This window comes from Olsenella sp. AGMB03486 (assembly GCF_040884255.1).
In the GTDB taxonomy this organism is placed as follows: domain Bacteria; phylum Actinomycetota; class Coriobacteriia; order Coriobacteriales; family Atopobiaceae; genus Olsenella_L; species Olsenella_L kribbiana.
In genome coordinates, this window is the sequence record NZ_JBEVTM010000012.1 from 21608 (window position 1) to 48191 (window position 26584).

Below are 26584 nucleotides of genomic sequence, written 5' to 3' on the forward strand. Positions count from 1 at the left end.
TTCCTCCTTCCGGCAGGCGCATCCATGTCGCTATACTGCACAGGGAGAGCGAACCAGGAGGAACCGGATGGATGTGGCGTTCTTCGATATCGACAACACGCTGACATGGCGGGATCCGAAGACGGGCTGGGGAAATGAGGCCAGTCCGGCCTCGAAGCACGCAATTGACCGCTTCTGCGAGCTTGGCAATGTTGCTCTGCTTTCGACGGGAAGGGCTCCCCAGGGCGTGCCTGCCTGTCTCAAGGACCTGCCATTTTCTGGCATGCTCTGCTTCGACGGTGCGCTGGCAATCCTGGATGGCAGGCGCATCTTAGCGCATTTCATCCCGCAGGAAGATCTTGAAAGGGCTCTCTTGGAGGTGCCGCGCCTTGATATGGGAATCCTTTTCAGCGGGCCGGAAGGCAGGGCGTTTGCAGGCGAACGGCATGGCTTCGAGTGGCATGCCGAGCAGGTCGAGAGCATGGACGAGCTTCAGCAGGTCATGCCTTCGCTCGAGGTGGGAAAGCTGGCATTTCGCTACTATGACTTCCCGCAGTACCAGAAGAGCAGCTTCTTCCAGACGCACTTTGCCTGCTACCAGTCTGCACCCGACTATTTCGAGCTCGTATGCCCTGGTGTCGGCAAGGACGTAGCGGCACGCGCTCTTGTCCAGGCCCTGGAAGATGCAGGCAAGCCTGTCGGGCGCACGCTTGCCTTCGGCGATTCGGAAAACGACATTCCGCTTCTGCGCACTGCCGATGTCGCGGTCGCGATGGGCAACGCCTCTGAGGAAGCAAAGAAGGCTGCGACGTTCGTGACAGACGATGTGCACCACGACGGTGTTGCCCATGCGCTGGCACGCCTTGGCTATAGGTAGCGATAGGTGCAGAAAGGGGATGCCGTGAGGGAGATTGCAGCGGATGGCAGCGTGCGTGAGTGCCGCCTCATCCTGTCCGATATGGACAATACAATCCTGCCGAAAGGCGAAAAGACGGTAAGCGCACGGACGCATGAGGCGTTCCTGAAGGCGCTTTCCGCAGGGCTTCCGATCGGTCCCTCTTCGGGCAGGGCCAGAAGCTGGGTGCCGCCGATGTTTTCTGAAGACGAGGCGTGCTGCGCCACAGCGGTCGCCACGAACGGCCTCGAGGTCTATCTCGAGGGCAGATGCATCCATCACGAGTACTTCAGCCATGAGGCGCTCTTGGGCCTTCTGGATGTGCTCGGCAAGCATCCGGGATGCGGGCTTCTCTGCTTCCAGGATAGCAGACCCTATATCGTGCGGGGCACGAAGGAAGAGCTTGCCCAGTCCTTCCCGGCATATGCCGAGACGGCAGACGTGCGGAGTACACTTCCTGAAGGAGCGATCACGAAGGTGAATGTATTCCAGTGCGGAATCACGCGGGCCGAGACGCAGGAGCTTGTCGACGTGCTGAATGCCGAGGCGGAGGGATTCGACTTCGACCTGGCATTCCCGGGATACCTCAATGCGATGCCCGCCGGCTGGAACAAGGGGCGCGGCATCAAGGTGCTCTGCGAAGCGATAGGCTGCTCGACCGACGAGGTCGTTGTCTTCGGCGACGCAAACAACGATCTTGCGATGTTCGAAGCCGTGCCGAACTCTGTTGCCGTCTCGAATGCGACGGCAGAAGCTGCTGCAGCGGCCCGCTGGCATATCGGGGCCTGCAGAGACGATGCGGTCGCGCAGGCGATAGAGTGCCTGGCAGAAGGCAGATGGCCATTCATGGCCTGAGAGGCCGCTTTCCGCAAGCATCATGCAGCTCTTTGGAATGCAGCATTCCGGCCCAATTGGGGCAGGCGGGCGCATCTCGGATGTGAACAGAAGGGAAATGTTCATATATCCGGATACAAGTCGGGATGCCTGTGCTAAGCTTGCCCACAGGCAATGACGGAGAGGTTCGTCTGCCGCGTAGCTGGAGGACAGAGAAGGGACCCTAGGCTGAGAGGTCCTCGCGAAGGCTGGCGGACGAAGTTCACTCCACCAGCTGCAACCTGAACGCATCTGCCAGTAGGGAAGCCGTCTGCTCCACGGAACGGAGCTCAACGAGTGGGCGCTCGCGACGCACAAAGCGTGCAGTGTCAATCAAGGTGGTACCGCGGTCATGAGGCCGTCCTTGAGCAAGTATGCTCGAGGACGGCTTTTTCTATGGAAGGGGCAAATCGGTATGTCAATGAACGATGACCTCACATCGATTCAGGATCAGGTGCGCGAAGGCGTTGCCAAGGCGCTCACGCCTGAAGCGCTGGAGGAGCTGCGCGTCCAGATTCTCGGCAGGAAGGGCAGCCTGACCCAGGTCATGCACCAGATGGGCAAGCTCGATCCTGAGGAGCGCCCGATCATGGGCAAGATGGCAAACGACGTGCGTGCGCAGGTCGTGGCTGCCATCGAGAAGCGCAAGGTCGAGATCACGAAGGAAGTCCTGCAGTCCCGCTTTGCAGCCGAGTCGACCGATGTCACGCTGCCAGGCCGCGTGAAGCCGCTTGGCACCGAGCATCTGATCTCGCAGATCCGCGAGGAGATCGAGGACATCTTCTGCGGCATGGGCTATACCGTCGAGGACGGCCCGTTCGTCGAGACGACCTACTACAACTTCACGGCACTCAATGCGCCTGAAGACCATCCTTCACGTTCTTCCAAGGACACGTTCTACGTCGTCGACAACGCTCCTGAAGGCAAGGAGCAGCATGTGCTCGGCGAGTCCGACGTGCTCCTTCGCACCCAGACCTCGGGCGTTCAGGTCCATGTGATGGAGAACAGGAAGCCCCCGATCTATATGATCTGCCCAGGCACGGTCTTCCGTCCCGATACGGCCGATGCAAACCATCTGCCCCAGTTCACGCAGGTCGAGGGTCTCGTCGTCGATGAGGGCATCACGTTCGGCGACCTCAAGGGCACGCTCGACTACTTCACGCGCGAGATCTTCGGAAAGGACCGCGCTACCCGCTATCGTCCGCATTTCTTCCCGTTCACGGAGCCGAGCTGCGAAGTCGATGTGTCCTGCGGCGTCTGCGGCGGCAAGGGCTGCCGCTTCTGCAAGGGCACGGGCTGGCTCGAGATTCTGGGCTGCGGCATGGTGGACCCGAACGTCTTCCGCTACTGCGGCATCGACCCGGAGAAGTACACCGGCTTTGCCTTCGGCATCGGCGTCGAGCGCGTGGCAGCGCTGCGCTACGACCTCCCCGATCTCCGCATGCTGATGACCGGCGACAAGAGGTTCCTGTCCCAGTTCTAAGGGATCCTCTTCTTTGGACAGTTTCCGCGCAACAGAAAGGCAGATACGATGCGCGTTTCCTATGAGTGGCTGAAGGACATGGTCGATGTCCCCGAGGATCCGAAGGACCTCGTGAAGGAATATATCCACACCGGCACCGAGGTGGAGGCTGTGGAGAAGGTAGGTGCAGACCTCGAGCACGTCGTGACCGGCAAGGTCCTGACGAAGGTCCCGCATCCCGATTCCGACCATATGTGGCTCACGACGGTCGATGTGGGCATGAAGAACGTGGATAAGGACGGCAAGCCCGAGCCGCTGCAGATCGTCTGCGGCGCCCAGAACTTCAATGCAGGCGACCATATCGTCGTCGCAATGATCGGAGCACACCTGCCGGGCGATGTGAAGATCAAGAAGTCGAAGCTCCGCGGCGTCGAGTCGTATGGCATGAACTGCTCCGAGCGCGAGCTTGGCCTTGGCTCCGACCACTCGGGCATCATGATCCTGCCTGAGGATGCGCCGGTTGGCGTGGACTTCACAGACTACTATGGCATCTCGGATACGGTCGTCGACTGCGAGATCACGCCGAACCGTCCGGACTGCCTCTCCATGGAGGGCATGGCAGTCGAGACGTCTGCCATCTTAGATGAGGACACCCATATCACGGAGCCCCAGATCAAGTCTGAGATTGCGACGCGCGCCGAGGACCTCGTCGATGTCACGATTGCAGATTCTGCACTCTGCCAGCGCTATGTTGCCCGTGTCGTGAAGAACGTGAAGATCGGCCCCTCGCCTGAGTGGCTTGCCCGCCGTGTCGAGGCGGCAGGCTCCCGTACGATCAACAATGTCGTCGATGTCACGAACTATGTGATGTATCTCACCGGCCAGCCGCTCCATGCCTTCGATCTCAACAAGCTTGGCGTCCGTGACGGCAAGCGCCACATCGTGATCCGTGCTGCAAAGGACGGCGAGAAGGTCACGACGCTCGACCACACCGACCGCGACCTCACGTCCGACATGATCGTGATCACCGACGATGGAAAGACGCCGGTCGCACTCGCTGGCGTGATGGGCGGCCTCAACTCAGAGATCGACGAGAACACGACGGATGTCCTGCTCGAGAGCGCCTGCTTCGACAAGGGCCACATCTCCCGCACGAGCCGCAATCTCGACCTTATGAGCGAGGCCTCGATCCGCTTCGAGCGTCAGGTCGATGCTGCCGCCTGCTCGCGCATCGCAGACATCGCAGCGGCCCTCTTCGAGGAGTGCTGCGGGGCCGAGGTCTGCACAGGCAAGGTCGACAATTATCCAGCACCTGTGGAGCCTGCGCATATCCATCTCAGGACCCAGCGTGTCTGCGCCCTCTCCGGTGCCGATATCGAGCCTGATTTCATGGCACAGCGCCTGCGCCGCCTTGGCTGCGCGGTTACGCCGGCAGAAGATGGCTTCGACGTCGTCGCGCCGACGAACCGTCCCGATCTCACCCGCGAGGTCGACCTCATCGAGGAGATCCTGCGCCTCTGGGGCGAGGATGAGGTCGAAGCGACGCTTCCTGCTGCCAGGAACCATGCAGGCGGCCTTACGGTCGACCAGCAGCGCATCCGCAAGATCGGCGCCACGCTCAGGGCTCTTGGCCTCTCCGAGACCCAGACCTACAACTTCGCCGATGCCCGCGATCTCGAGCGCCTGCATATGAGCGAGAAGGGCCGCGGCATCCCGGTCCAGATCATCAATCCGCTCGTCGCAGACCAGAGCCAGATGCGCCGCTCCATGCTGCCGGGCCTTCTGCGCTCGGTCGAGTACAACATCAGCCACGGCGAGAAGAACATCGCGCTCTATGAAATCGGCCGTGTATTCTTCGGCCATGAGCACAAGTCCCAGCCGGATGAGCCCCGCTTCGTCTGCGGCGTCATGTCCGGCGCCTGGGACGATGACCAGTGGAACCGCAAGTACCCGAAGCTCAACTTCTTCGATGCGAAGGGTGTCGTCCAGGAGCTCCTGAAGGCGCTGCGCATCACGAAGGTCCGCTACAAGGTGGCTGACCAGGAAGAGTATGGGTGGCTCCAGCCGGGCTGCGCTGCCGAGATCTACGCCCACGGCGGAGAGCTCATCGGCTGGGTCGGCAACATCCATCCTGAGGTCCTTCAGAACTTCGAGGTCGAGCAGGATGTCGTGGCATTCGAGCTCTCTGTCGAGGCGCTGCTCCGTCTTGCCAAGCGCGAGCTGCCCTATCAGGAGGTGCCGACGCTCCCGGGTGTCTCTGTCGACCTTGCAATCGTCGTCGACGAGGATGTCACGGCAGAGACCGTCGAGCAGCGCATCCAGTCTGCCGGCGGCAAGCTCCTTGCAGATGTGCGCCTCTTCGACGTCTTCCGCGATAAGCAGCGTGTCGGCGAAGGCAAGAAGTCGCTTGCATTCTCGCTCACGTATCGTGCAGCCGACCACACGCTCACCTCTGATGAGGTGGAGAAGGCGCATGACCGTCTCGTGAAGAAGGTCATGCGTGCCGTGAACGGCGAAGTCAGAAGCTAGGAACGAGTCTCGTGGGCCCGGGGCGCACGCCCCGGGCCAGATCGGTACAGGAAGGCATATGCCCAGCTGGAACATACATGCAGCACACGTGGAACGTCTCCTCAGGGAGGAGAAAACGGATGCTCTTGGCATCCGCGATATCGGGAATTTTCTCTTCGGGAACTTCCTGCCCGACCTCTATGTCGGCTGGATGGTGCCCGATGTCTCCCACAAGCTGCCGTATGGGATGACGCATATGGCCGAGACGGCAACCATCCCTGTGCCCCAGTACCAGAAATTCTGGGACCTCTATATCGAGGGCAAGAACCCTTCAGAGGTCACCGATATCGTGCTCGGTGCCTGGGCGCATCTGGTCTGCGATGCTGGCTACAACGGTGCGACGAGGCGCTATATCGCTGAGATCGGCGTGAAGCCCGGAGATCGGACCCGCATCAGGAAACAGAAGGACTTCGAGCTCTATGGAAGGACGTTCTTCCTCGAGCGCCGTGTCCCGCTCACCCCGTCCCTCATAGATGAGTGTGCAGCCTTCCCGCAGTATCCTATCCTCGCAGAGGATGTAGAGCGTGGCGTGAAGGCAGCAGACGTGCTCCTCGACGGAAACAACGAGCGCCATCTTGCTGACGCACCGACCTATTCGCTCCTGACGCCTGAGTTCTTCAGGACGACAGGGGACAGGGTCGACGAGATCTTGCGCCAGGGTCTCCTGCGCTTCGGGAAGGCAGCCTGCTAGGATGGAGAGGTTTGTCAGGCAGGGCGCTGTACCGCTCCATGTGCAGGTCGCAGACTATGTGCGCGAGAAGATCTATTCCAGGGAGTGGGGCCAAGACGTTCCCATCCCTTCTGAGCATGAGCTCATGGACATGCTCGGGCTCTCTCGTGGCACGGTCCAGAAGGGCATACGCGCCCTTGTGGACGAGGGACTCCTGACGCAGCAGCGCGGACGTGGCACCTTCGTCACGCAGCCGGTCATGGCAAGGCCATCAGGAAACAGGCTGCTCTCGTTCGGCGAATCCATGAGCGTGCAAGGCATACGCTTCCGCACGATCGTCTGCGAGATGCGGATTGAGAAGGCAGAGGGCCTCTGTGCGACGTCTCTGGGCATCAAGCCAGGGGAACCCTATCTCTATCTTGCACGCATCCGCACGGTCGAGGATGTGCCGGTCATGTTCATCGAGAGCCACCTCAACCTCAAGGCAGCGCCCGGTCTCGACCAGGTGGACTTCGAGCATGAGTCGCTCTTTGCGGCAGTCGAGCGCTGCTCGGGCCATGCTATCGGCCATTCGGAACAGCGCTACTGTGCCTGCGTTGCTGGCTCTGAGCGGGCACGCTGGCTCAAGTGCGACGACAAGGCGCCCGTGCTCAATCTCGAGCAGCTTGTGACGCTCGACAATGGAGTCCCCTTCGAATGGGGCACCGTGTGGCTGCCAGCAAACCGCTGCGTCATATCGACGACGACAGAGCGTGCCCGTGGCGTCATAGGGGAGTAGGAAAGATGGCCGTCCTGCCAGGCAGGGCGGCCATCAGCATCTCCGGGGTATGTCTCTGCCTTAGCGTTCGCAGAGCCAGTAGTGGCAGGAATAGGGGCCAACTTCGGAGCCTGCACCGAAGTCATGGTCTTCGCCCGTGATGAGGTCCTGTGCTCTCCCGCATCCCGCATCGAAGTGGAGGACGACCGGATCCTTCGAGGCATTGACAGCGACAATCACACGGCGCCCCTGGGCAGCACGCTGGAAGACAAGCTGCTGCGGCTGGCAGAGGAGCTCATGGTAGTCGCCCTCGCAGAGAGCCTCTGCGCCTTCCGTCGTGAAGCGCGCCTCGGAGAGGGCACAAATCCAGTCGGTGAGATCGTTCCATTCAGGCTTGTCGAGAGCCGGCCTCAGCTTGTGGTCACCGTAGTCCTGGACGCCTTCGATGCCCCACTCGGAGCCGTAGTAGACGCATGGCACGCCGCACATGCCGAAGAGGAGGCCATAGAGCGGCTTCAGCTGCTTCTTGTCGGTGAGCTGCGTTGCGATTCTCGGGACATCGTGGTTGTCCACGAAATCGAGCAGATGCTTTCCTGTGTAGAGGTCCCAGGGCTTATCGCCGCTCTGGCGCTCCAAGGCATAGGCAATCTCATGCATGTTCGCTGCGTTCATGGAAGACCAGAGGCCCTTGTAGGCTTCGTAGTTGTAGACGGAATCGCAGGCATGGTCGTTCATCCAGCGGTTGTAGTCGCCGAACATCGTCTCGCCGAGGAGAAGGAACTTCTCTCCGCGCTTTGCGGTGAGGCCATCAGCAATCTGGCGGAGGTAGCCGAGATAGCCATCGTCGAGGCAGTAGGCAACATCGAGGCGGAGGCCATCGATATCGTAGTCGGCTTCCCAGCCGCGGATCACATCGGCGAGATAGTCATTGAGCTCGAAGCAGCCATGATTGAGCTTCACGAGCTCGGGGACGCCTGCCCAGGTCTCGTAGGAGAATCCGTCATTATAGGCAGAGTTGCCGTTCCAGTCGATATTGAACCATCCGGCGTAGGGAGACTGCTGATGCTTCTCGAGGACGTCCTGGAAGGCCCAGAAGCCACGGCCCACATGGTTCAGCACGGCATCGAAGAGCACGCGTATCCCTGCTTCATGGCAGGCATCCACGACAGCCTTCAAGTCCTCCTTCGTGCCGAGGCGGCTGTCGACCTTCGTATAGTCCCTCGTGTCATAGCCATGGGAGTCGCTCTCGAAGACCGGGTTCAGCATCAGGCAGCTGACGCCGAGCTTCTTCATATGGTCGACCCAGCCATCGTTCACGATCTTGAGGAGACGGTGCGCGTCCGTGTTCGTGGCGCCTTCCTGGGAGCCATCGTTTCTCCAGGGAGCGCCGGTCAGCCCCAGAGGATAGATCTGATAGACAAAGCTTCCTTCATACCAGTTCATGCTGTTTCTCCAATCCTGTGATACGGCTTCCTTCGTCCTGCGCACGCGCTTCGGAAGGCCTTTGGCAATGCCGATGCGTCCTATCTCGTCCTGTGCGGGATCGAAGGCCGCTTCCACCTTCGAGAGGAGGCCGAAATCTGCTGCCATATCGAGCACGGTGCCGACCGAGACCGCGAGGTCTCCGCGCTCGGCACGCGAGAGGGTATCGCGCGATATGCCGAGCTCCTGCGCAAGCCCATCGGCCGTGATGCCCGCTATCGTGCGCCAGCGCTTCAGGCTCTCGCCGATATGCTGCATGCTCTCTTGGCATTCCTCATGCTTCATAGTTGATTCCTTATAACATCGGATATATCAGACACAAATGAAGTATACATCGGAAATATCTGACGTAAATAGAGAAAGACGAGAGCCCGTGAATGGCAGAAAACAGCGTGTGCGCGGCAGGAGAAGGCCCGTGCAGCATGGATGCTGCACGGGCCTTGGGAAAGCCGGATGTCTTTGAGGCTCATAGGATGCCGCAGAACCTTGCGAAGTTGTAGCAGCAGATCAGGATGATCAGGACCAGGGCGCAGCGGTAGAGCACATCGACCGCATGGGAATCGATGCGCCGGGCAATCTGGCGGCCGATGACAGAGCCCAGCAGGGCAGCCAGGCACATGCCGGCAAGCATGAACGGCTCGAACGCTGGCAGGCCTCCGAGGAAGACCGAATAGAGCAGGCTTGCTGTCTGGGAGAAGGCGATGATGAAAAGCGATGCCTGGGCGGCAGGCTTGGAATCCATCGAGAAGAAGAACATGAGGATTGCAAGATTGAAGGGACCGCCGCCGATGCCGAGGAAGGACCATAGAGCGCCGGCGGCAGCGCCGATGAGAGCGCTGGCAAGCGGGCGGCCGATGCGGAAGCTTCTGAGCGAGGAGCGCTTGAGCGTGTAGATGAAGACGATAATGGTCAGGATGATGAGGATAGCTGCCTGATAGGCGCCGACAAGCTCCCTGTCGTGGAGATTCTGGCTGAGCAGGTTGAACAAGATCTTGCCGGCGGCGCCTCCTGCTGCCGATCCGAGGGCAACCGGCAGCATGGAGCGCACCTTGATGGTCGATGTCTTCGAGACGGCATTCTGCAGAAGCGTTGCCAGAGACATCGTGAGGACCGAGACCGAAGACAGGAAGGAGACGACCGCGACCGGAAGGATCCCCATCGCATCGACGACAGGCTTGATGATGACACCGCCGCCGATGCCGCAGAGCGGACCCAGAAGCGATGCCAGGAAGGCAACGACGAAGACAAGGTACATCTCTGACACGGATGAGGCTCCTTACTCGACGCGTCCCAATGCATGGTGCATGAGCTGCTTGTAGGCTTCGACGCCTGGCTGGTCGAACGGATCGACCCCCAGAAGCTCGGCGGAGCAGTAGCAGCTCAGCATGAAGAAGTAGAAGAGCGCTCCCATGTGCTGCTCATCGAGGCGCCCAATCTCTATGGTCGCACAGGGAAGGACCGATGCGTGTGCCTTCAGCACGGCACGAAAGCTCGTCTTGTTGATATCCCAGAAATCCGCTCCATCGAGATAGCCGAAGCCGTCCGCGACATCGCTGGTGCCGAGGACGAGATGATCGTCCGGTCCGGGCTCTGCTATATCGAGGAAGGTCTCCATGAGCTGGTGCGTGCCATCCTGGACATACTGGCCAAGGCTATGGAGCTCCTCGGAGTAGCGGGCGCAGGCCGGGAAGAGGCCCCGGCCCTGCTTTCCTTCGGACTCCCCGAACAGCTGCTGCCACCAGAGGCCGAAATCGGCAAGACGTGGCTCGAAGGAGGCAAGAAGCTCGATGGTGAGCCCCGATCGTCCGGCGAGAGAGCGCAGATGCGCATAGCGCAGTGCCGGATTTGTGTGGTCGGGCAGACGGCGCAGCTCCGATTCCTCAGCACGCGCTCCTTTCACCAGCGCATCGATATCGATGCCGGCATAGGCGAGCGGCAGGAGATGAGTGGCAGTGAGCGCCGTATAGCGCCCGCCGACATTCGGCGGGAAGGTCGTGAACGTGTAGCCTTCATCCGAGCAGAGCCGCTCGAGATCGGATCCTGGGGTGCCGTTGCAGACGATGCGCTCTGCTGCTGCCCGCTTGCCGATCTGGGAGACCAGATGCTGCCGCAGGAGCCTGAAGGAGCTTCCGGGTTCGAGCGTCCTGAAGTTCTTCGCGACGCAGAACAGTGCCACCTCGTGGCCCTCAAGGCTCTCGAGCAGCTTTCTCAGGGTCCAGGCGGAAAGGGTGTTGCCGGCATAGACGACACGGTGGCAAGGATCGGCTGGACCAAGTGCCGAGAGGACCGCGCGTGCCGCATTGTTCGACCCTCCGACACCTATGAGGACCAGGGTGTCTGTCTTCTTGCGCAGCCGGTCGGCAAGCGCATGGATGCGGGCTAGCTCCTGGGGTCCTGCCCACTGGTCGACAGAGAGCCAGCCGAGCCAGTCCGTGCCATGCGGCGTGCCTGCCCAGCAGCTTTCCATGAGGGAAGGATGCTGGGCCAGGGAGCGCTCGATGTCCTGCGTGCTGACCTTGCAGCCCAGCCCCTCTTCGTTCAGGCGTATCACGGAAGCCCTCCTAGCATCCGCAAGGATGGGCCGGCGCATCGTCGCGGTAGTGCGAATTCTGCGAGGGATCCTTCATGCACAGATGCGGCACGGCGCTCACATAGGCGCCCGGCAGCGCCAGGATGTTGGGATGCCCATCGGTATACTTGTCGGTTGCGTCCTTGATGGCCTCTTCGAAGGTCGCACGCGTCTTGAGTCCCATCGAGCGGGCCATGCCCGGCTTCTTCGCGCCGACGATGTAGGTTGCGGACAGGTATTTCTCGGCCAGGTTCCCGCAGCTCATCATCGAGAAGCCATGGAAGGGATGGAAGGCGCCGGCAAAGCGGTACTTGCGGATATATTCCTCGTTCGTCGCGAAATACTCCCCGTACTTGATCATGTCGTTCAGGGTGTTCATCTCGTCGGAGTTCCATACCTCCCACTCCTCGCGCAGGTAGGGCCAGCGCTCGTCGTGGAACCAGCCATCACAGTAAGAGGCAATCACGAAGACGCAGTGGTCGGAAAGGATACGCTTGTGGCGGATTACCTGGGCCGACACAGCCTGCATCATCATGATCGGGTTCGTGCCCATGCCATCGCCGTAGTGGAACTTCGTGGGCATGCCCATAACGACGATATCGTATTTCTTCTCCGCCCAGTGCACGTAGGTGCGCTTGTCGGCGCACTTCCAGGCAATGGGCTGCATCTCCTTGGCCCAGCCGGAATTGATCTCGATCTGGCGACTCCAGGTATCGAGCACGGCATCGCAGCAGAAGAATTTCTTGCCCATCTTCTCTTCCATGAACATGCCCTGCTGGTTGAACTTGTCGCGCATCATCGAATGGGTGGAGACAGGCACGAAGTCAGGCCGGCTCATGACGCGGGGGACATGGTGGGCAGCGATGGAGCGCCAGTGGGTGATGCCGGTCGCACAGTGCTTGTAGCCCCCCGAGTACCCGCCATAGGGGTTGCCCTGGGTGTGTCCGATGAGAATCGCGATGTCCGATTCATAGACACGCTTGTTCATGATCACATGGTCGCCCTGGGGCGTATAGCCGAGATCGACCAGGTCGTCGTAGTTTTCCGAGTCATGGGAGTCGATCTGGTTCGTGGCCGCGAATTCGTTGTAGAGATCCTCGCCCAGGATCTGCTTGGCCTCGGCCGTGCTCGTGCGGGGATGGAGGCCGTTCGAGAACAGGAGCAGCACGTCGTCGTGCTTCACGCCGTTCGCGAACAGCTCGTCCAGGCAGGCACGGATCGCGACGCGGCGGTGCGAGGTCGGCTGGGTGCCGCCCTTGATGATGTCAGGGATGACGATGACGACCTTGGCACCAGGGTGGGCAAGGTCTGCGAGCGGCTCTGAGCCGATGGGATGGCGGATGGAGTCGAGCGTCGCGGCATAGAGCGAATCCCAGTCCTGAGGCAGGCACTGGGGGTCCTTCACGGTCTTGCCGGTGATGAAGACATCGGTCGAATCGGGGAGCTCCGCTCCCATCTTGCCGGTGCCATATTCGAATTCGAGATGCATGGTCCCTCTTCCTTTCAAGCGAATGTCTGTGCTACTTGCCAAGATACAGGTCGACGATTTCGGCATACTCATCCGGATAGAAGCCGATCTCGCCTGTGAAACGCGTGAGCGCGATGAGCCCGCCGTCGATCTCGTCAATGCCGGCAAGCATCTGGGCGTTGTCTGCCTTGAGCCCTCCTCCATAGACCACGTCCACACCGGGCAGGGCAGCCTTCACGAGACGGGCGACCTTTGCGATATAGGGGGCATCTGCCGGGGTCTTTCCGGGACCGATGCTCCAGACCGGTTCATAGGCAATCCTGAGGCCGTCTTTTGCGGCGCCCGCAAGGCCGCCTTCGAGCTGGCGGGTGAGCACCTGGTCCCACGCATCCTGCTCTTCGCTGCGCTCGCCCATGCAGAAGAGGACCTTGAGCCCAGCTGCCTGGGCTGCCCTGACTTCGCGGGCAAGGATGCGGTCGACGGCAGGTTCGATGGCGGCAGGATCTGCCCCTGCCTCGGCCATGACGGAGCGTAGGTGCATGCGCTCTTCGCAGTGTCCGATGAGCGCCCAGCTGCAGCCGAGCTCGGCCATCGAGTTTGCGGTCCTGAGCGTCGTGAAGGCGCCGAAGTTGCCGCCTGGAGCGCTGTCTTCTGTGTGCACGCCCTGACAGCCGATGCCGAAAGGCGCCGTGCCTTTCTCCTGCACGGCAGGGATGATATGCGCTTCAGGCAGGAAGGCAGCGAATTCGGCCGTGCCTTCATAGCGTGTGGCGACAGGGGCGACCGCGCGTGCGATGGCCGTGCCCCATGTGGCGGGTGCTGACAGGCGGTTCACGCCGCCGCGCTCGCACACGATATCGAAGCGCTTGAGATTGAGGAAGATATGCTTCATGTATGCCTCCTAGACAAAGCTTGCAAAGCGGGGAAGGTCCTGTCCAAGAAGCGGGCGGAGCCAGCTTCTGAACTCTTCGGTCACGCCGTTTCCTGCGGCATTGATGTAGCGGTCGGGAAGTGTCCGTTCATCGAGCATGACCTGCTCGATCGGGATGCGCACGTAGCGCACGGCATAAGGCGCGCTCGAGACGCGTTCGATGCCGACCATCTTGCCGGAGTCGCCCTCGAGCGCCGCACGCACGGCCTCGCGGCCGCACTGAACGGCCTCTTCGCGGTCGACAGCGCTCTGCCAAGGCATGGATGCCCTTCCCAGAAGGCCAGGCTTCTCCGAGCGGGCCTTGTAGCCGAGCTTCTGGACGACGAGGCGGGCAAGATGCGCGCTCACATCGCCGAAATACCGGGAGCGGCCGGTTTCCATCAGAAGCGGTGCCACGGGCACGCCGCCTTTCTTGTGGAGCCCCTCCGAGACGACCACGATGCCTGAGCCCTTCTCGTCGATGAGCTCCTGGCAGCTCTCCAGGAACTGGTCCTCGTCGAAATCGCGCTCAGGCAGATAGATCAGGTCGGGGCCTCCGGTGCCGGACTCATCGGCAAGGGCGCTTGCTGCCGTGACCCAGCCGGCATTTCTGCCCATGGCCTCCACGATCACGATGTGGATCGGCAGGCCGCGTACATCGCAGCAGACCTCCGAGACGCTCGCTGCCATATAGAGGGCGGCGCTTGCATAGCCGGGCGCATGGTCGGTGACAGCGATATCGTTGTCCATGGTCTTGGGGATGCCCACGACATCGATATTCACGCCTTCGGCCCTGCATGCCCGCCATATCTCGCCGCAGGTGTTCATCGTGCCATTTCCGCCGGTCGGCAGAAGCCAGCGGACATGCTCCCTTTTGAGGGCATGGGCAAGCGCGCGGTAGTCCTTCTCCTCAAGGGGCTTTCTCGATGTGCCGATGGCAGAGGAGGGGGAGTGCGGCAGAAGCGCGAGCGTCTCTCTGGAAACCGTGCCGAAGTCGACGAAGCGTCCATCCAGAATGCCGCCGACGCCGCCGAGCGCACCGAGCACGCGGCCTGCTTCCGGTGTCCTGAGCGCCTCGTCGACCGCCCCGAACAGCGAGGCATTGATGACGGCAGTCGGGCCTCCTCCATGCATGACAAGCAGCGTATCCTGGGTGCCCATGCTAGATGCCTGCCTTCTCGTAGCGCTCTGCCATCTCGTCGAGCGATGCCATCTCTACCTTTGGCGCCTTTCCGTAGCTGCCGAACTCGACGATGAGGGTGGAGACCGCTTCCTTGACGCCGCGCTCGATTGCATCGACGAGCGCCTGGCGGTCAGGATCTTCCACGGTGCCGTACATGACCGTGTCATAGACAGGTGGCAGGAAGACGCGCGGATCGGGGTTTTCGGGATGTGCCAGCAGAAGCTCGTATACGCCGCCGACAGATGCGCTCTTCTGGAGCTCTGGGCGCAGGTGGAAGAGCTCGCGCATGTTGCGCGTGACAGCCAGGCGGATGTCCGTGTCGACATTGATCTTGCTGATGCCTGCCGGAATGGCTGCCTTGAGCTCATCGAGCGAGATGCCATGGGCATTATGGATGCTGCCGCCAAGCTCGTTGATCTCCTCGACGATATAGGCGGGGACGGTCGATGAGCCGTGGCTAACGAGCGCGCAGTCGAGCCCCTCATGCGCAAGGCATTCGCGTACGGCAATCGGGATTTCGCGGCGCAGCTTCACGTTCTTGCCCTTCGATGGTCCATGCATCGTGCCATAGGAGATGGCAAGGGCATCGACGCCGGTCGCGCGGACGAATTCCACTGCCTTGAGCGGGTTCGTATAGGTGCTCGTGGCAGCGAATACATGGTCTTCGACGCCCGCCAGGACGCCGAGCTCGCCTTCCACGGAGACGCCTTTCGGATGTGCGTACTTCACGACCTCGCGCGTGAGCTCGATATTGTCCTCGAAAGGCAGCGCCGATCCATCGATCATCACAGAGGTGTAGCCGCCGGCGATGGCTGCCTTGACAGATGCCATGTCACGCCCGTGGTCGAGGTGCAAGACGATGGGGATGGGGCTGTTCTCGCCGAATTTCCTGACGGCGTCGCCGATGTTTTTGGCGCCGCGGATCTTGTCCTCGACAGTTCCGTTCTGGAAGTCGGCACGCCCTCCCATGAATGCATTGGCAAGATCTGCTCCCTGCAGTATGGCGGCGCTTCTCAGGATCTCGTGGGCTTCGATGACGGCCTTGGCCTGACAGACGGCATTCACATTGAAGGCGCCCTGGGCATAGCCGCCGGCTCTGGCGGCATCGAGCACGGGCTTGAGTGGAACGAGGGGCATGGCATCACCTTTCTCTTGGGGGGTCTTCTGATTCCAGACGCTTTCACGTCTGCGGTGCTGGATAGGCATCGATGATGTCGGTGAGCTTCAAGGTGCGGGCCTCGGCAGGCTTTCCCTCGATCAGGCGCAGAAGCGCATCGGCGCAGGTGCGGCCTACCTCCACATTGGGAAGGCGCAGATAGAGGCCGGGGGAGAAGCGGGTTTCGCCGTTGTTGGCAAGCTCGCCGAAGATGAGGCCCGCTGATGGGCAGAAGCTGCGGAAGAGGTCGGTCCAGGTGGACCAGCTCGAGACCACGGCATCCCCCGGGCAGAGCCCGGCGGCTGCCGAGCGGACGGTCTGGACGAAGCGGTCGGTGAGCTCCCTGCCCTGGTCGGTCATGCCGACAGAGTAGCGGATATCCCAGGACTCGAGGTTTTCGAGGGTGACCGGCACGGTGCAGATGGAAAGCTGGCAGTCTGGATGTTGCGCCATGGCTTCGCGCACGCCGCGCTCCCGTTCCTCTTCCTGCGCCTTCGCGATGTCGGGTCTCAGGTAAAGGAGCTTGCCGGGATGCTTTTCGAGGATGCGTTCCACCAGAAAGCGCGCTCCTCCTTCATAGTCGAGATCGACGCTCGAATACGTTCCTGGCTTCATCTGGCAGTCATAGACCACAAGGGGGATGTGCTTTGAGCGGATGGCGGCAAGGCCTGCACGGTCCGGACCTTCGTTGTCCTTGCCGAGAAAGATCACGCCGTCGATCCTGCGCTCCATGTAGGCACGGATATAGTCCGCAGGACCATCTGCCTGGCGCCGTGCCGTGCAGAGAAGAAGGGAATACCCTGCTTGATCGAGTCCCTTCTGGATGCCCTGGAGCGTCTGGGCAAAGCGGGGGACCGCCAGGTCCTTGTTGATGACAACACCGGCGCAGAACGATTTGCCGCCGCGCATGGTGCGGGCATTGGCATCGGGGATGTAGCCCAGATCGTTCACTGCCTGGAGCACGCGCTCGCGCGTTTCGGGACGCAGCTTCTGGTTCTGCACGTTGTTGATCACGTAGGAGACGGTGGCGGGGGCGACGCCTGCGGCTTTGGCCACATCGCGAAGCGTCACGCGCTTCCTGGAAGCTGTATCCAAAGGTATCGCCTCATCTCGCTCAGTAGGAACTTATGCGATTAAGCTAACAACACTATGGAATGATTTACCTGCAAATGCAAGAAAAGAGATTGCTGACGTGGAGAAAAGGCCAAAATATGGCCGCTTACGTGCCATATGATGCCGCTCGCTCTTGATTGCCATAGGTGGCGCACTGCTTGGAAAGAAGTGCAATAGAGCTGATACGATTCAGTAAATCTGCATCAAAAGCAGACTGTGCCAGATGGGCAAGCTCAGAGATCGAGGCTTGTGACGGTCACGATGTTCGTGAGCTTGATCAGGCGTGACTGCGGCGTCGAGCCGCCGATGAGGGAAAGCACCTCGTCGGCACAGGTGATGCCGGCTCCATAGTTGGGCATGCGGGTATAGAAGTTCGCTGCCATCCAGGACTCTCCGTTGTTGGCAAGCTCCGCGTATACGATCTTCTTGTCTGGATCAGCCTTCCGGAAATAGTGGGTCCAGGTAGCCCAGGATGCGATTACGGCATCGCCGTCTTCGAGCTCGTCGAGAGCTTGGCGGCAGGCCTCGATGAAGCGTTCGGTCAGGCGTATGCCTTCCTCGGTGTCTCCCACAAAGTGATGGGCATCCCAGATCTCTATTCTGTCCTTGGTGATCGGTGCCTGGCGAATCTTGAGCTCGACGTCGGGATGTGCCGAGACAACCTCGCGTATGCCCTGCTCGCGCTGGCGTTCCTGCTCCGTATCGATCTGTGGCTCGAAATACAGGAGCCGTTTCGGACCCGTGGCCATGACGCGCTCTGCGATCAGGCGGGCACCTCCTGCATAGTCATAATCGACTGTGCTGTAGGTGTCGGCATCCTGCTTGCAGTTGAAGACAACAAGCGGTGCATGCTCGTTCTGGAGGATGCGGATGCTGTCTGGATCGGGCGTCTGGTCTTCGGTCCCTATGAAGATAATGCCGCCGATCTGTCCCTCGAGATAGGCGCTGACATAATCGGTGTAGCCCTGGAGTCCCACGGTATTGCCGAGAAGCAGCACGCTGTAGCCACGCTGTTCGAGCCTTTCCTGTATGCCATAGACCATCTGGCTGTAGCGGGGGACTGCCAGGTTCTTGTGGATGACAACGCCGACGCAGGAGATGCGGCGGCTCCTCAGGGTGCGGGCGTGGGCATTGGGCATGTATCCGAGCTCCGCCACGGCTTCGAGCACGCGCTCGCGGGTCTTGGGGCTTATGGTCTGCCCTGGCGTGTTGTTGATGACATAGGAGACGGTGGCTGTCGTCACGCCCGCTGCTTGGGCAACATCCTTGAGGGTTGTGTGCCTTCCCATAGCGTCTCCTCGTTTCAAAGCTTTTTCGATTAAGTGAAAGAACGCGTTCACCTTGCATTCAGTATATCATGAGAAGCTGAAGGCAAGCACTTTCCTGACAGCATCAAGACCAACCGTTTACCGAGGTCAAACGGTAATTATTGCGGTGGACGGTAGCAGAAGCGAAGCTGAGCGGTCTTTTGACAGGCTCGTAATAAATTCTTCCTTCAATCGTTATCTTTCTTGTGATAAAAAACAGACAACTTAAACGAGTAAGTACTTCCTCGCGAACAGCTTGTTGGGTAGGGCAGCCTAAGGAGGCAGACGTTGGAAGAGAAGAAGCCATCAATCTGGAACAAGGTGCCCAGCTGGGCATGGAAACTGATCTCGCTGGCGCTCGCTATCCTCGTATGGGTGCTTGCATCAAGCAAGTGGCCTGCGGTCTTCGCGTCTCCGGCAAAGGTCTGGGAAGCGTTCATGAAGCTGTCTGGCAACGGCACGCTCTGGAAGAATGCCTGGGCATCGGTCTCCCGTGTCCTTGCCGGTTTCGGCATCGCCTTCGTCGTCTCCATCCCGGTGGCGTTTCTTATGGCATGGTATGACCCGTTCCGCCATATCGTCGAGCCCTGGATCCAGTTCATCAGGAACATCCCGCCTCTTGCCTACGTCTTCCTGATCATTGCAGCTCTCGGCATCGGCCAGACCTCGAAGGTCACCGTCATCTTCATTGCAGCCTTCCTTGTCATGGTCGTCACGATCTACCAGGGCGTCAAAGGTGTCGATACGACGCTCATCAAGGCTGCGAAGGTGCTTGGCGCCAAGCAGAAGGACATCTTCTTCAAGGTGATCATCCCTGCTTCCACGCCCTTCATCCTCGTCGCTGCCCGCCTGGGCCTTTCCACGTCGCTCACGACGCTCATGGCATCCGAGATTGTCGGCGGCGACCGCGGCCTTGGCATGATGATCCAGCAGGCAAGCGGCTACTACCAGATGGATGTCGTGCTTCTCGGCATCATCATGCTCGGCATCATCGGCATCATCTTCGAGAAGATTGTCCGCTATCTCGAGAAGCGCTTCACGGGGTGGCAGGAAACGGTCCAGCAGTAGACGACTCTACATTCCGGCAGGCCTTCGTCAGTAAGCGAGCTAAAGATGAGCGAGAAAACTGTTTTCGAGATCGATGAAGCACCTATCAGCCACGACCTCTCGGATACGCGTCCGGTGAGGGTCCATATCGACAATGTCGTCAAGAAGTTCCAGACCCGCAAGGGCGAGATGACCGCCCTGAACGGTGTCAGCTTCGATATTCACCAGAACGAGTTCGTCTGCGTGGTCGGCCCTTCCGGCTGCGGCAAGTCGACACTTCTGAACATCATCGGCGGTCTCGAGAAGCCGACATCTGGAACGGTGACGGTCGACGGCAAGCCGGTGGAGGGGCCTGGTCCCGACCGTGGCGTCGTGTTCCAGCAATATGCCCTCTTTCCGTGGCTCACGGTCGAAGACAATGTCAAGTTCGGCCTCAAGCTCCAGGGCAAGAGTCCGGAAGAATGCAACGAGATTGCGCAGAAGTACATCAAGCTCGTGCAGCTCGAGGATTTTGCGAAGAGCTATCCGAAGGAGCTTTCGGGCGGCATGAAGCAGCGTGTCGCAATCGCGCGCGCCTATGCCGTGAATCCTGAAGTGCTGCTCATGGACGAGCCGTTCGGCGCGCTCGATGCCCAGACGAGGACGCAGCTGCAGTCCGAGCTCCTGAAGACCTGGGAGAAGGAGAAGAAGACTTGCTTCTTCATCACGCACGATGTCGAGGAGGCAATCATCCTTGCCCAGCGTGTCGTGATCATGTATGCGCGCCCTGGGCGCGTGAAGGATATCGTCAACATCGATATCCCGTATCCGCGCACGCAGGAGACGAAGATGTCTCCGCGCTTCCTCGAGCTCAAGAACTATATCTGGAGCCAGGTCTATCAGGAGTATCTCTCCGTCAGGAAATAGCGGTCATGGTGTCTGCGGGGGTGCGCCCCCGAACAATGGATCGGAATGCGGTACGCAACAGGGGAAAGGAACCATCCATGAACAAGAGCGATGCGCTTGGACTTACCCGCCGGTCGTTCCTCAAGGCTGCTGGTGCAGTCGGTGCCTGCGGAGCAGGCCTTATGCTCGGCGCCTGCGGCTCGAACGCGCAGAGCACAGGCTCCAGCGATTCAAAGGACAGCGGGTCCTCCTCGAAGTACGAACCGGTCAGCGTGAATGTTGCCTTCATGCCGAACCTTGGCTCTGCAGGCACGCTCTTCGCTGCCCTCGACCAGGGGTACTTCGACAAGTTCAATATCACGGTCGAGACGAAGCAGTTCGATGCCGGTCCGGCAGAGATTGCAGCAATGCAGTCCGGCGACATCGACTTCGCGCAGATCGGCCATGGTGCACATGCCCTGTGCATCGAAGGCCAGGCAAAGATCTTCTCGTTCGAGGGCAATTCCCAGGCAGACTGCGTCGTGGCGAACAAGAGCCATGGAATCAGCACGGCCAAGGACCTCAAGGGCAAGACGATTGCCGTAGCTTCCGGCACCTCGTCCGAAGTCATCCTGAACTATGTCCTGGCCGATGCGGGCCTCACGAAGGACGATGTCACGCTGACCGAGATGAAGGTCGACGGAATGACGACAGCAATGATTGCTGGCCAGATCGATGCCTGTGCCACCTGGTCGCCGAATACGATCACGCTTGAGGAGCAGCTCGGCGATGACTATCTGGTCCTGGGCACGAATACCGACTACACCGACAAGGTCGCCTTCCCGTCCTCCTATGTATGCCTGCCCGACTACGCAGATTCGAACAAGGAGGTGCTCGAGCGCTTCGAGGCTGCCCTCGATATGGGCAAGGTATATCGTGCCGAGCATATCGACGAAGTCGCAAAGCTCCTGGCTGACAAGCTTGGTCTTCCGGAGGAGACGCTCCTGCAGTCTACCGGCGAAGGCGACTGGCAGGGCGCTGTCGACGCTATCGGCGATACCGACAAGATCCTTGGCTACTACAAGGCACAGCAGCAGGTCTTCCTCGACAACGGCCGCATCACCGAGGCAGTGCCGGTGGAGAACTATGTCCTGTCCGAGGTGATTACCGAGGGCGACAAGCTCTACAAGGAGAACAAGTAGCGCACAGCAGCTTGATTGCACGCTGTCCCTGAGAGCCTCTTCTGGTGGACTGCTCCCCGGTCCTGCGGGAGAGGCTCTTTTCAACGGCTGGAGGAGCTATGGATTACTATCACATCTCAGCTGAGGATCTGGGGAAGGACGCCAAGATCCCGCTTGCATTTCCGGGCGACTCTGCGGCTGTCTTCTTCCAGATGGCACAGGATATGGTCCACACCATCCGCGAGCATAATAGGGAGCAGGAACGTACGGTCTTCATCTGCCCGGTGGGACCGGTGGGCCAGTACCCCTACTTCGTGAAGCTCGTGAACGAGGAGCGGCTCTCCCTCAAGAATGTCTGGTTCTGCAATATGGACGAGTATCTGACAGACGAGGATGAGTGGATCTCAGAAGACGATGGGCTGTCGTTTCGCGGCTTCATGAACCGCATGGTCTACACCAAGCTCGATCCCGAGCTTGCCATGCCGGCCTCTCAGCGTCTCTTCCCGGACCCTGCGCATCCCGAAGCCATCGGAGATGCGATAGAGAGCCTGGGCGGTGTCGATATCGCGTTCGGCGGTATCGGCATCACGGGGCATCTTGCCTTCAATGAGCCCCAGCCTGAACTTTCTGCAGATGAATTCGCGCAGCTCGAGACCAGGGCGCTCTCTATCCGTCCTGAGACCAGGGCGACGAACAGCGCTGCCGATCTCTGCGGAGCCCTCGAAGACATGCCGCATCGTGCCGTGACCATCGGCATGAAAGAGATCCTGTCGGCACGCCAGGTCCGCCTCGGCGTATTCAGGACCTGGCATCGTGGTGCTGTCCGCCATGCTGCCTATGGAGAGATTTCGGCTTCGTTCCCGGCGACGCTTCTGCAGAAGCATCCCGATGCCCTCATCTATGTGAATGACGTGGCACGCGAGCGCGCCTACTAGGAGGGGAGCCATGGAGGATTCCGTCTACATACAGGGTGCCCGCGTCGTGAGCGACGGCTCGGTCTTCCGTGCCGACATCACTATCGAGCGGGGACTCATCACGCGCGTCGGTTCCGGATTCGACAATCCAGGCGAGCTTCCTGTCATCGATGCCTCGGGGCTCTATGCGCTGCCCGGCTTCATGGATGTCCATACGCATGGCGCCGCAGGGGTCGATGTGAACGAGGGGAGTGCAGCAGGACTCCGCAAGATCGGTCGCTTCTTCGCCTCGCAGGGCGTGACTGCCTGGCTCTGCTCGATCCTGACCGATACGCCTGAGCAGACGCTCAGATGCATCGCTGCCGCGAAAGAGGTCATCGAAGGCGGACCCTATGATGGGGCGGCATTGGTCGGCATCCATCTCGAAGGGCCGTGCCTGTCGTCCGAGTACAAAGGTGCCATGCCGGAGCATCTGCTCATGCACGAGGCAGATCCTGCCCTTTTCCGGAAATATCAGGATGCTGCCGGCGGCCATATCCTCTATACAACGCTTGCGCCTGAGGTGCCTGGCGTGCCTGAGCTCATCCCGCAGCTTGCCGGCATGGGCATCACGGCCGCAATCGGGCACTCCGGTGCCGGATATGAGCTCTCGATGGCATGCGTGAAGGCCGGCGCCAAGGCAGCCACGCATGTCGGGAATGCCATGAGGCTCTTCCACCAGCATGAGCCTGCCATCTTCGGCGTAGCGCTCGAGACCGATATCTATGCAGAGACCATCTGCGATGGCCGCCATCTTGTGCCAGGGACCGTCAGGCTCTATCTCAAGGCAAAGGGATGGGACCGCATCCTCGGCATCACCGATTCGATTATGGCGGCAGGGCTTCCGGATGGAAAGTACAAGCTCGGCGTGAACGATGTCGTGGTCGTTGATGGGGATGCAAAGCTCGCGACGACGGGTGTGCGTGCAGGCTCCACGCTGACGCAGGTGCAGGCACTGCGCAACTTCATGAAGTTCACCGGGGCTCCAATCGAGGACGCCTCCAAGGCCATGACAAAGAACCCCGCAGATCTCTTCGAGATGCATGACAGGGGCCATATCGCTGCCGGCATGCGGGGAGACCTCGTGCTGCTCGACCAGAAGCTCGAGGTCGTGCGCACCTATGTCGGAGGAAGGAATGTCTACAGCAGGACCTGATATGGCCATCAATGCTGTGGAAAGAAGGGAGGCCAGCACCTGTATGGGGTGCTGGCCTCCCTTGCGAATCCAGAGAAAAAGAAAGAGCCAGCTTCGGATGGAAGCTGGCTCTTGAAGTCCTGATGCAGACCGAACTACTGGACCTGTGCGACCATGAGCATGTTCGTAGAGGTGATGTAGTCGCCCTGGGAAGGAGACGTCTGCGGATCGCCGGCGGTAACGACGACGATGTCGCCAGGCTCGACGAGGCCATGCTCCTTAGCGACATTGAGGGACTCATAGAGGGTCGAGGAGAGCGTGCCCTGCTCGACGGTCTTGATGGCCTCGACGCCCCAGGAGAAGCAGCACTTGCGGATCGTGTGCTCGCTCGGGGAGAGAGCGATGACCGGCAGCTTCGGACGGAAGTTGGAGATCAGGCGAGCGGTACGGCCAGAGTGCGTCGGGCACAGGATGCACTTGGCATTGACGCGCTCAGCGGTCGTGACGGAAGCGAAGCCGATGGAGGAGTTGACGTTACGGACACCCTCGCGCTCATGGTAGGTCGTGCGGGTCTCGAGGTACTTCTCGGTCTCGACGCAGATCTTGGCCATCGTCTTGACAGCCTCGACTGGGTAGCGGCCAGCAGCCGTCTCGCCGGAGAGCATGACGCAGTCAGTGCCGTCGTAGACAGCGTTAGCGACGTCGTTTGCCTCAGCGCGGGTCGGGCGCGGGTTGCGGATCATGGAGTCGAGCATCTGCGTAGCGGTGATGACCGGCTTGTAGGCCATGTTGCACTTGTGGATGATCGTCTTCTGGATGTGCGGAACCTGCTCGGTCGGCACCTCGACGCCGAGGTCGCCACGGGCAACCATGCAGCCATCGGAAGCAGCGAGAATCTCGTCGAAGTTCTTCACGCCGAGAGCGGACTCGATCTTCGGGAAGATGTCGACGTGACGGCGGCCATTCTCGTAGCAGATCTGGCGAATCTCGTTGACGGCGTTAGCGTCGCGGATGAAGGAAGCAGCGATTGCATCGATGCCAAGCTCGCAGCCGAACTCGATGTCGGCGCGGTCCTGGTCGGTGACGGACGGGAGGTTGATGAAGGCGTTCGGGATGTTGACGCCCTTCTTCTCGCCCAGGACGCCGCCGGACTCGACGACGCAGTGAATCTCGTTGCCCTCGACGGACTCGACCTGAAGGCCGATGAGGCCGTCGTCGATAAGGAGAAGGGTGCCCTTCTCGACCTCGTTGGCGAGGTTCTGGTAGTCGAGGGAGATGAGGTCATGCGTGCCCTCGATGGTGTTGTCGGTCGTGACGGTCGTGTGGTCGCCGACCTCGAACGTGACAGGCTTGTGATCCTTCAGAAGGCCGGTACGGATCTCCGGGCCCTTGGTATCGAGCATGATGGCAACAGGAATGCCAAGCTCCTGGGAAATGGCGCGGACGCGCTCGATGTTCTTGCGGTGATACTCATGCGAACCATGGCTGAAATTGAAGCGGGCCACGTTCATGCCGCTCTTGATGATCTCGCGCAGGACATCATCGTCGTCGGTCGCAGGACCCATTGTGCAGACAATCTTGGTTCTCTTCTGCATGTCAGACTCTCCTTGCATTCCTGGTGTCCGCACCGTGCGGACACGTTTTGCACTGTCTGGTGCGTTTCTACTACCTTTGTCTTCTTTCACCGAAGCTAGGCGCCATTATACCGATTCGTGCTTGTCACGTTTGAAAGAAGAGAGTAAAGAGCAGCAGAATCCGCAGCTAAACAAGATGTGGCAACGTTCTCACCACAAAGCCAACACAGTACTCGTTCGAAGAATTGCCCTTTTTGTTCGCATTATACCCCGCAAAGCGAGGCACATATGCGCAGGTCGTAAGGAAAAACCGCCCCAGACGAAATGTCTGGGGCGGCTGAACTCTACAGGTCGAGTTTCTGTCGAGTTGGCTACTCGACACCCGGAGCGGTGACGACGCTCTTCGGCACGAAGTCGGTGCCGCGGCCGAAGGCCTGGGCATTCTCGAGCGTGCACTCTGCGATCTGGCCGAGGGCTTCCTTCGTGAAGAATGCCTGATGGCTCGTCATGACGACATTCGGGAAGGAGCAGAGGCGGGCGACGATGGAGGAACCGAGAATCTCGGACTCGCGGTCCTGGTAGACGTTCGCGTTCTCCTCTTCGTAGACGTCGAGGCCAGCAGCGCCGATCTTGCCGGAGCGGATGCCACGGATGAGGGCGTTGGAGTCGACAAGGCCGCCACGGCCGGTGTTGACGAAGATGACGCCGTCCTTCATCTTGGCGATCGTGTCGTCGTTGATCAGGTGGTAGGAGTCCTTGTTGAGGAAGGCGTGGAGCGAGATGAGGTCAGCACGGCGATAGAGCTCGTCGTAGTCGACATACTCGTCGATGCAGCCCTCTTCGATGAGGTTCTGGTTCGGATAGAGGTCGGTGCCGAGGACGGTCATGCCGAAGCCCTTGCAGATGCGGGCAAGTGCTGCGCCGATGCGGCCGGTGCCGATGATGCCTGCGGTCTTGCCGTGAAGCGTGACACCGACGAGGCCCTCGAGGGAGAAGTTGTTCTCGCGGACGCGGATGTAGCCCTTGTGGATGCGGCGGTTGGCGCAGAGGGCGAGGCCCATTGCGTGCTCAGCGATTGCCTCAGGAGAGTAGGCAGGAACGCGCGTGACCGTCATGCCGAGTTCCTTGGCCATCGGCACGTTGACGGCGTCGAAGCCTGCGCAGCGCATGAGGACCATCTTCACGCCGAAGCCGGCGAGAACCTCGAGCGTCATGGCAGAGACATCGGCATTGACGAAGGCGCAGACTGCGTCATAGCCGCGTGCCAGGCCTGCCGTCATCGGCGAAAGGTTGGCGTCAATGAAGTCGACCTTCACGTCCGGGAACTTCGGCAGAGCCTCGGAGAACGAATCCCTGTCATAGCTCTTCGTCTCATAGAACAGAACCTTCATGCTTCTTCCTCCATTACGTTGATGCCGCAGGTGCGGCAACCTACCGT

22 protein-coding genes are annotated in these 26584 nt (G+C 60.3%); 11 read left to right on the plus strand and 11 right to left on the minus strand.

The window, feature by feature from the left end; translation table 11 throughout:
* The first annotated feature begins 67 nt into the window (after positions 1 to 67).
* The 6 genes from ABVS03_RS07280 to ABVS03_RS07305 all read left to right on the plus strand — a co-directional run bounded on the left by ABVS03_RS07280 (position 68) and on the right by ABVS03_RS07305 (position 7225).
* Positions 68 to 856 carry an HAD family hydrolase gene (locus ABVS03_RS07280; RefSeq protein ID WP_368018595.1) on the plus strand — a complete coding sequence of 263 codons (789 nt, stop codon included), beginning with the start codon at positions 68 to 70 and terminating at the stop codon, positions 854 to 856.
* 24 nt (positions 857 to 880) lie between these two features.
* Positions 881 to 1729, plus strand: a complete 849-nt coding sequence (locus ABVS03_RS07285) for an HAD hydrolase family protein (RefSeq protein ID WP_368018596.1) — start codon at positions 881 to 883, stop codon at positions 1727 to 1729.
* A gap of 433 nt (positions 1730 to 2162) precedes the next feature.
* Positions 2163 to 3230, plus strand: a complete 1068-nt coding sequence (pheS, locus tag ABVS03_RS07290; RefSeq protein ID WP_330972197.1) for a phenylalanine--tRNA ligase subunit alpha — start codon at positions 2163 to 2165, stop codon at positions 3228 to 3230.
* Positions 3231 to 3278: 48 nt separating this feature from the next.
* Positions 3279 to 5738, plus strand: coding sequence for a phenylalanine--tRNA ligase subunit beta (pheT, locus tag ABVS03_RS07295; protein WP_368018597.1), 2460 nt, complete (start codon positions 3279 to 3281; stop codon positions 5736 to 5738).
* Between the two features lie 58 nt (positions 5739 to 5796).
* Positions 5797 to 6468: a hypothetical protein gene (locus ABVS03_RS07300; RefSeq protein ID WP_330972199.1), complete on the plus strand. Its 672-nt coding sequence runs from the start codon at positions 5797 to 5799 to the stop codon at positions 6466 to 6468.
* A 1-nt stretch (position 6469) separates the two neighbouring features.
* Positions 6470 to 7225 (plus strand): GntR family transcriptional regulator, encoded by a 756-nt coding sequence (locus tag ABVS03_RS07305; protein ID WP_368018598.1) that lies wholly within the window; start codon positions 6470 to 6472, stop codon positions 7223 to 7225.
* A 60-nt stretch (positions 7226 to 7285) separates the two neighbouring features.
* On the opposite strand, the gene ABVS03_RS07310 is transcribed toward ABVS03_RS07305, so the two are convergent.
* The 9 genes from ABVS03_RS07310 to ABVS03_RS07350 all read right to left on the minus strand — a co-directional run bounded on the left by ABVS03_RS07310 (position 7286) and on the right by ABVS03_RS07350 (position 18374).
* The gene (locus tag ABVS03_RS07310) at positions 7286 to 8944 is read right to left on the minus strand and encodes an alpha-amylase family glycosyl hydrolase (RefSeq protein ID WP_368018599.1); all 1659 of its coding nucleotides are present in this window, start codon (positions 8942 to 8944) and stop codon (positions 7286 to 7288) included.
* A 208-nt stretch (positions 8945 to 9152) separates the two neighbouring features.
* On the minus strand, positions 9153 to 9941 hold the full coding sequence (locus ABVS03_RS07315) for a TSUP family transporter (RefSeq protein WP_330972237.1): 789 nt from the start codon (positions 9939 to 9941) through the stop codon (positions 9153 to 9155).
* 21 nt (positions 9942 to 9962) lie between these two features.
* Positions 9963 to 11237: a hypothetical protein gene (locus tag ABVS03_RS07320; protein ID WP_368018600.1), complete on the minus strand. Its 1275-nt coding sequence runs from the start codon at positions 11235 to 11237 to the stop codon at positions 9963 to 9965.
* Positions 11238 to 11247: 10 nt separating this feature from the next.
* Positions 11248 to 12744 (minus strand): lactate racemase domain-containing protein, encoded by a 1497-nt coding sequence (locus ABVS03_RS07325; protein WP_330972203.1) that lies wholly within the window; start codon positions 12742 to 12744, stop codon positions 11248 to 11250.
* 31 nt (positions 12745 to 12775) lie between these two features.
* Positions 12776 to 13615, minus strand: coding sequence for a triose-phosphate isomerase (locus tag ABVS03_RS07330; protein WP_368018601.1), 840 nt, complete (start codon positions 13613 to 13615; stop codon positions 12776 to 12778).
* Positions 13616 to 13624: 9 nt separating this feature from the next.
* Positions 13625 to 14794: a diphosphate--fructose-6-phosphate 1-phosphotransferase gene (locus tag ABVS03_RS07335; protein WP_368018602.1), complete on the minus strand. Its 1170-nt coding sequence runs from the start codon at positions 14792 to 14794 to the stop codon at positions 13625 to 13627.
* A 1-nt stretch (position 14795) separates the two neighbouring features.
* Positions 14796 to 15953 (minus strand): class II fructose-bisphosphate aldolase, encoded by a 1158-nt coding sequence (locus ABVS03_RS07340; RefSeq protein WP_368018603.1) that lies wholly within the window; start codon positions 15951 to 15953, stop codon positions 14796 to 14798.
* A 43-nt stretch (positions 15954 to 15996) separates the two neighbouring features.
* On the minus strand, positions 15997 to 17067 hold the full coding sequence (locus tag ABVS03_RS07345; protein WP_368018604.1) for a LacI family DNA-binding transcriptional regulator: 1071 nt from the start codon (positions 17065 to 17067) through the stop codon (positions 15997 to 15999).
* Between the two features lie 251 nt (positions 17068 to 17318).
* Positions 17319 to 18374 (minus strand): LacI family DNA-binding transcriptional regulator, encoded by a 1056-nt coding sequence (locus tag ABVS03_RS07350; RefSeq protein WP_368018605.1) that lies wholly within the window; start codon positions 18372 to 18374, stop codon positions 17319 to 17321.
* 306 nt (positions 18375 to 18680) lie between these two features.
* On the opposite strand from ABVS03_RS07350, the gene ABVS03_RS07355 reads away from it, so the two are divergent.
* The 5 genes from ABVS03_RS07355 (at position 18681) to nagA (ending at position 23593) form a co-directional block, all read left to right on the plus strand.
* Positions 18681 to 19460, plus strand: coding sequence for an ABC transporter permease (locus ABVS03_RS07355; protein ID WP_330972209.1), 780 nt, complete (start codon positions 18681 to 18683; stop codon positions 19458 to 19460).
* 45 nt (positions 19461 to 19505) lie between these two features.
* Complete coding sequence (locus tag ABVS03_RS07360) at positions 19506 to 20345, plus strand: ABC transporter ATP-binding protein (protein ID WP_330972210.1); 840 nt, start codon at positions 19506 to 19508, stop codon at positions 20343 to 20345.
* Between the two features lie 77 nt (positions 20346 to 20422).
* Complete coding sequence (locus tag ABVS03_RS07365; RefSeq protein WP_368018606.1) at positions 20423 to 21505, plus strand: ABC transporter substrate-binding protein; 1083 nt, start codon at positions 20423 to 20425, stop codon at positions 21503 to 21505.
* A gap of 98 nt (positions 21506 to 21603) precedes the next feature.
* The gene (locus tag ABVS03_RS07370) at positions 21604 to 22419 is read left to right on the plus strand and encodes a glucosamine-6-phosphate isomerase (protein ID WP_330972212.1); all 816 of its coding nucleotides are present in this window, start codon (positions 21604 to 21606) and stop codon (positions 22417 to 22419) included.
* A 10-nt stretch (positions 22420 to 22429) separates the two neighbouring features.
* Positions 22430 to 23593: an N-acetylglucosamine-6-phosphate deacetylase gene (gene nagA, locus ABVS03_RS07375; protein WP_368018607.1), complete on the plus strand. Its 1164-nt coding sequence runs from the start codon at positions 22430 to 22432 to the stop codon at positions 23591 to 23593.
* 134 nt (positions 23594 to 23727) lie between these two features.
* Here nagA and pyk read toward each other — a convergent pair whose 3' ends face one another.
* Positions 23728 to 25167, minus strand: a complete 1440-nt coding sequence (gene pyk / locus ABVS03_RS07380; protein ID WP_330972214.1) for a pyruvate kinase — start codon at positions 25165 to 25167, stop codon at positions 23728 to 23730.
* A 350-nt stretch (positions 25168 to 25517) separates the two neighbouring features.
* Complete coding sequence (locus tag ABVS03_RS07385; RefSeq protein ID WP_330972215.1) at positions 25518 to 26537, minus strand: 2-hydroxyacid dehydrogenase; 1020 nt, start codon at positions 26535 to 26537, stop codon at positions 25518 to 25520.
* Between the last annotated feature and the right edge of the window lie 47 nt (positions 26538 to 26584).

Excerpts from the sequence above, each read along its gene's own strand:
- ABVS03_RS07300 (WP_330972199.1), top strand. The coding sequence starts at position 5,797 with ATGCCCAGCTGGAACATACATGCAGCACACGTGGAACGTCTCCTCAGG.
- ABVS03_RS07305 (WP_368018598.1), top strand. The coding sequence starts at position 6,470 with ATGGAGAGGTTTGTCAGGCAGGGCGCTGTACCGCTCCATGTGCAGGTC.
- ABVS03_RS07280 (WP_368018595.1), top strand. The coding sequence starts at position 68 with ATGGATGTGGCGTTCTTCGATATCGACAACACGCTGACATGGCGGGAT.
- ABVS03_RS07330 (WP_368018601.1), bottom strand. The coding sequence starts at position 13,615 with ATGAAGCATATCTTCCTCAATCTCAAGCGCTTCGATATCGTGTGCGAG.
- ABVS03_RS07365 (WP_368018606.1), top strand. The coding sequence starts at position 20,423 with ATGAACAAGAGCGATGCGCTTGGACTTACCCGCCGGTCGTTCCTCAAG.
- ABVS03_RS07340 (WP_368018603.1), bottom strand. The coding sequence starts at position 15,953 with ATGCCCCTCGTTCCACTCAAGCCCGTGCTCGATGCCGCCAGAGCCGGC.
- ABVS03_RS07315 (WP_330972237.1), bottom strand. The coding sequence starts at position 9,941 with ATGTACCTTGTCTTCGTCGTTGCCTTCCTGGCATCGCTTCTGGGTCCG.
- ABVS03_RS07360 (WP_330972210.1), top strand. The coding sequence starts at position 19,506 with ATGAGCGAGAAAACTGTTTTCGAGATCGATGAAGCACCTATCAGCCAC.
- pheS (WP_330972197.1), top strand. The coding sequence starts at position 2,163 with ATGTCAATGAACGATGACCTCACATCGATTCAGGATCAGGTGCGCGAA.
- ABVS03_RS07310 (WP_368018599.1), bottom strand. The coding sequence starts at position 8,944 with ATGCAGCATATCGGCGAGAGCCTGAAGCGCTGGCGCACGATAGCGGGC.
- ABVS03_RS07325 (WP_330972203.1), bottom strand. The coding sequence starts at position 12,744 with ATGCATCTCGAATTCGAATATGGCACCGGCAAGATGGGAGCGGAGCTC.
- ABVS03_RS07370 (WP_330972212.1), top strand. The coding sequence starts at position 21,604 with ATGGATTACTATCACATCTCAGCTGAGGATCTGGGGAAGGACGCCAAG.
- pyk (WP_330972214.1), bottom strand. The coding sequence starts at position 25,167 with ATGCAGAAGAGAACCAAGATTGTCTGCACAATGGGTCCTGCGACCGAC.
- ABVS03_RS07335 (WP_368018602.1), bottom strand. The coding sequence starts at position 14,794 with ATGGGCACCCAGGATACGCTGCTTGTCATGCATGGAGGAGGCCCGACT.
- ABVS03_RS07350 (WP_368018605.1), bottom strand. The coding sequence starts at position 18,374 with ATGGGAAGGCACACAACCCTCAAGGATGTTGCCCAAGCAGCGGGCGTG.
- pheT (WP_368018597.1), top strand. The coding sequence starts at position 3,279 with ATGCGCGTTTCCTATGAGTGGCTGAAGGACATGGTCGATGTCCCCGAG.
- nagA (WP_368018607.1), top strand. The coding sequence starts at position 22,430 with ATGGAGGATTCCGTCTACATACAGGGTGCCCGCGTCGTGAGCGACGGC.
- ABVS03_RS07385 (WP_330972215.1), bottom strand. The coding sequence starts at position 26,537 with ATGAAGGTTCTGTTCTATGAGACGAAGAGCTATGACAGGGATTCGTTC.